Raw genomic sequence first — 4,740 nt, forward strand, 5'->3', positions numbered from 1 at the left:
GATAGCGTGGCCATCGCTCCCAAGGGCACGCCGTTCGCCATCGTCGGGCGGGGAATGACCAACCTGGATTCGCAGATCGAGCAAGTCGCCAAGGCCGAGCGGCTACGCATCGTGCCGGGCGACGAAGCGAACGAGTTCGTCAAGCGGCAGGATGGCTGGGCGCTGTTGCAGCATGATATCCCTGCGGTGATGGTGACCACGGCTTACGGCAAGGTCAATTTGATGCGGGCCTTCTTCGAGGGACGGTATCATCATCCCGACGACGATCTTTCTAGACCCATCGAACTGGGCGGCGCGGCGGACGATGTCCGGATGCTGACGGCGCTCACCCGTCATTTCGCTGATCCGCGCAAGGTGCCGCGAAAGACGAAGTGATGCCATAGGGTATATCGCCGTTTAGAAGACGCCGTTCCGAAAAGGGTGGTTCGGCGTGGTCCGGCGCCCAGCGGATTTCGGTTTCGTGAGCATTAGAACCGCCTCGAACCGCCCTTTGCAGGCCGTCAGGGCCGAATGTCGATACGCCCTAGCGGTTCGGGCTCGGCTTGATTACATGGGCCGCCACGAATCCGCACCGGAGAATGGCGCACATGGAAATCTCGCTCGGGCTGACTTTTGACGACGTGCTGCTGCGCCCGGCGAAGTCCGATATCGTTCCCACGCAGGCAGACACCCGCACGCGGCTGACGCGTGAGATCGGGTTGAATATTCCGGTCATCTCCTCCGCGATGGATACCGTCACCGAGGGAGACATGGCGATCGTCATGGCGCAGATGGGCGGCATCGGTGTGCTTCATCGCAACCTGACCATCGAAGAACAGTGCGCCGCCGTGCGCCAGGTCAAGCGCTTTGAGAGCGGCATGGTGGTCAACCCGATCACGATCGGGCCGAACGCCACGCTGGGCGATGCGCAAGCGCTGATGAGCCAGCATCGGATCAGCGGCATCCCCGTGGTGGAGCAGCCGGGCGGCAAGCTGGTGGGCATCCTGACCAACCGCGACGTACGTTTCGCCGCCAACCCGCTGCAGCCGGTTTCCGAGCTGATGACGCGGGATAATCTCGCCACGGTCGGCTTGGGCGTCACCCAGGAGGAAGCCCGCCGCCAGTTGCACCAGCGCCGGATCGAAAAGCTGCTGGTGGTGGACGAAGCCTTTCGCTGCATTGGCCTCATCACTGTCAAGGACATCGAAAAGGCCGTGATGTATCCGGAAGCCACCAAGGACGCGGCGGGCCGCCTGCGAGTGGCGGCGGCGACTACGGTTGGCGACAAGGGATTTGAGCGCACCGAAGCGCTGCTCGCGGCCGAGTGTGACGTGATCGTGATCGACACGGCGCACGGCCACAATGCCGACGTCGCCCGCGCGGTGGAGCGAGTGAAGAAACTGTTGAACTCGGCACAAGTGATCGCGGGCAATATCGCGACGGGTGAAGCCGCTCGGGCGCTGATCGATGCCGGGGCGGATGCGCTGAAGGTCGGGATCGGGCCCGGCTCGATCTGCACCACGCGCGTTGTTGCCGGAGTGGGCGTGCCGCAGTTGACGGCCGTGATGGAAGCGGCGGAAGAGGCGGAAAAGTCCGGCGTGCCGGTGATCGCCGATGGCGGCCTGCGCACCTCGGGAGATGCGGCAAAGGCGCTGGCAGGCGGCGCGTCGACGGTCATGATCGGCTCGATGCTTGCCGGTACCGAAGAAGCGCCGGGTGAGACGTTCCTGTATCAGGGCCGCGCCTACAAGTCGTATCGCGGCATGGGATCGGTAGGCGCGATGGGCCGCGGATCGGCGGATCGCTACTTCCAGGGCGACATCAAGGACCAGATGAAGCTGGTGCCTGAGGGGATCGAGGGGCAGGTGCCATACAAGGGCCCGGCACGCGATGTGATCCATCAACTGGTCGGCGGCATCAAGGCGGCGATGGGCTACACCGGCTCGGCGACGATTGACGATCTGCGCCACAATTCCAAGTTCATCCGCATCACCGGCGCGGGTCTTCGTGAGAGCCATGTCCACGATGTCACCATCACGCGTGAGGCACCCAACTATCCAACGCGGTAACAATCCGCATCTGCGAAGCGACGAGCGCTGGAATCTCCCCTCCCGCTTGCGGGAGGGGCCGGGGGAGGGCTTGTTGGCGAACGGACGCGTAAAGCCAGCGCCGCTGCGGTCTCCTGGCCAGGCGGAAGGCCGGCCATGACCCCCGCCGCCCGAGTCCAGGCCGCGATCGAGATCCTCGATCTGGTCATCGCCGCCGCCCGCAACAACGGGGCGCCGGCGGATCGGCTCATCACTGACTGGTTCAAGTCCCGCCGGTTTGCCGGCAGCAAGGACCGTCGCGCGGTTCGCGAACTGGTCTATCGTGCGATCCGGGCTTGCGGGGAGGTGCCGGACAATGGCCGCGCCGCCATGCTCCTGCTGGCGCAAGGTGACGAGGCACTGGCAGCATTGTTCGACGGTACGCGCCACGCCCCGGCTCCGATCCTGCCGGACGAGCCGATCGCGACGGGGGGGATCGCGCCGGCCTGGTTGATCGAGGCTTTGGCCGCCAGCGGTATCGCCGATGCCGAAGCCGCCGCATTGCTGGATCGCGCCCCGCTGGACGTCAGACTGAATACGCTTCGGGCCGGGCGCGCCGCGATGCCGGATGGTGGCGAGCAGACGCTCTCGGCAGCCTCGTGGCGCTATCCCCACGGCACGGCCATCGAACAGTCCGATGCCTGGCGCGAGGGCATGATCGAAGTCCAGGACCTGGGCTCGCAGCTGGCCTGCCAAGCGGTCGAGGCGCTGCCCGGCGAAAGCGTGATCGATCTTTGCGCCGGTGGCGGTGGCAAGACGCTGGCGCTCGCGGCGTCGATGAAGGGTGAGGGCCGCCTGCTGGCGACCGACACCGATCGCAACCGGCTCTCCCGCCTGGCACCGCGCGCTGAACGCGCCGGGGCGGGCATGATCGAAACACGCCTGCTCGATCCTAATCGGGAGGGGCAGGCCTTGAGCGACTGGCACGGGCAGGCCGATGCGGTGCTGGTGGATGCGCCATGTTCTGGGACGGGTACCTGGCGGCGAAATCCCGAGGCGCGCTGGCGGCTGACGCCCGCGCAGCTGGAGCGGTATCGCACCGTCCAGGCGCGACTGCTCGATGTGGCGGCCACACTGGTTCGGCCCGGCGGGAGACTCGTCTTCGTTACCTGCTCGCTGCTTGATGGGGAAGGCGCGCGCCAGGTGCAGGCCTTTCTCGATCGCGCGAACGGCCGCTGGCGCGCAGACCTTCCGCAGCTGCCGGCTGGCTCGCCGCGTGGCCCGGGGCTGCGACTTACGCCGCATCGTGATCAGACCGATGGCTTTTTCATCGCACGCTTCCGGGCGGTGTGATAGCGGTGCGACAAGATGACCAGGACATCGCTCTCGGCCAAGGACATGTTGATGCGCTACACTCCCGTCGCCCTGGCTCTTTCGCTTGCCGCCGCGATCAGCTCCAGCGTGCTCCACTCATCGCCCGCTGACGCGCTGACTACGCGAGCAGCGGAACTGGTGGCCGAGGGGCGGACCGAGCTAGGTGCCGGTCGTCTTGAAGGCGCTGTGTCCGCGTTCGAAGCGGCGCTGGCGGTGCAACCTGGCAATCCGCAAATCCTCGTCGATTTGGCCACCGCCACGCGCCGCATGGGCATGCAGGGCAAGGCCATCCACTATTACCGTGAGGCGCTGGAAGCCGATCCGCGCAACTTGTCCGCCATCGCGGGGGAGGGCGCGGCCATGGCCGAGAAGGGCGCGACCGAGAAGGCCAACCGCAATCTGGCCCGATTGAAGACGTTGTGCGGTGGTGAGTGCGAGGAAGTGCGGCAGCTTTCGGCGGCGATCGCCCGCGGCCCGATGCCCCGCATGGTCAGCGCCGCGCCGGCAAGCCCAAAGTCCGTAACGGAGAACTAACGGTCCGAAAATCGGACCGACTAGATGGGCAGCGTCAGATTAGCGGTCGAAATTCGTCGAGCACGGTGCGATAGACCCGCTTTTTGAAAGGCACGATCATCTCCGGCAGCAGTTCCGGGTCGAGCCATTGCCACTCGCAGAATTCCGGCGGGCGGTGGGCATTCAGGTCGATATCGCCGTCACCACCCTCTAAGCGAGCCAAAAACCAGGTCTGCCGCTGCCCGCGATACTTGCCGCCCCACAGCTTGCCCATCAGGTGATCGGGCAGATCGTATAGCAGCTCTTCCTTCGATTGAGAGATGAGGCTGACGTGATCGCCCTTGACCCCGGTTTCCTCCCACAGTTCCCGCAGAACGGCGCCCCGCAAATCCTCGCCCTTGTCCACGCCACCTTGGGGCATCTGCCACCAGTCGCCCTCGCGATTGTCGATCCGCTTACCGACGAACACCTTGCCATCGGCGTTCACGAGCATGACACCGACGCACGGTCGATAGGGGAGCCGGGAGAAATCATTCATTTTAAGGGACTCAGCTTGAAAAGCACGATGGTCGCACTGAACTGCGATTGGCGGACAATGGCGCAGCGTCCGCTTTTTGGCCAGCCTCAATTGTGGGCCATCGAATGAGGCTGACGTTTCATAAGTGATGGATTTTCTAGATTGCCCGAGGCATGGAACGCGCTCAGGGCGATCCCATGAACAAAGAGGGCACGGCGACATCCGCTAGTAGTCGCAGGCCCGGCTTAAGAGGACTACAATGGCAACCATAACTGCCGAGAATGATCAGGCGGCCCTGGCCGACAGCGCCGTACCCGAAGCCGTAGTCGT

4 protein-coding genes and 1 pseudogene are annotated in these 4,740 nt (G+C 64.9%); 4 read left to right on the forward strand and 1 reads right to left on the reverse strand.

Going from position 1 to position 4,740, the window contains the following annotated elements:
• The 4 genes and pseudogenes from ACHWRX_RS09585 to ACHWRX_RS09600 form a co-directional block, all read left to right on the forward strand.
• A pseudogene (locus ACHWRX_RS09585) lies at positions 1 to 375 on the forward strand (peptidase M28); the annotation flags it as partial.
• A gap of 212 nt (positions 376 to 587) precedes the next feature.
• On the forward strand, positions 588 to 2,048 hold the full coding sequence (gene guaB / locus ACHWRX_RS09590; protein ID WP_394659019.1) for an IMP dehydrogenase: 1,461 nt from the start codon (positions 588 to 590) through the stop codon (positions 2,046 to 2,048).
• A 135-nt stretch (positions 2,049 to 2,183) separates the two neighbouring features.
• Positions 2,184 to 3,359 carry an RsmB/NOP family class I SAM-dependent RNA methyltransferase gene (locus ACHWRX_RS09595; RefSeq protein ID WP_394659020.1) on the forward strand — a complete coding sequence of 392 codons (1,176 nt, stop codon included), beginning with the start codon at positions 2,184 to 2,186 and terminating at the stop codon, positions 3,357 to 3,359.
• Between the two features lie 15 nt (positions 3,360 to 3,374).
• On the forward strand, positions 3,375 to 3,914 hold the full coding sequence (locus tag ACHWRX_RS09600; protein WP_394659021.1) for a tetratricopeptide repeat protein: 540 nt from the start codon (positions 3,375 to 3,377) through the stop codon (positions 3,912 to 3,914).
• A gap of 34 nt (positions 3,915 to 3,948) precedes the next feature.
• On the opposite strand, the gene ACHWRX_RS09605 is transcribed toward ACHWRX_RS09600, so the two are convergent.
• The gene (locus ACHWRX_RS09605) at positions 3,949 to 4,431 is read right to left on the reverse strand and encodes an RNA pyrophosphohydrolase (RefSeq protein ID WP_394659022.1); all 483 of its coding nucleotides are present in this window, start codon (positions 4,429 to 4,431) and stop codon (positions 3,949 to 3,951) included.
• Between the last annotated feature and the right edge of the window lie 309 nt (positions 4,432 to 4,740).

It is taken from the genome of uncultured Novosphingobium sp. (assembly GCF_964277725.1).
Lineage (GTDB): Bacteria > Pseudomonadota > Alphaproteobacteria > Sphingomonadales > Sphingomonadaceae > Novosphingobium > Novosphingobium fluoreni.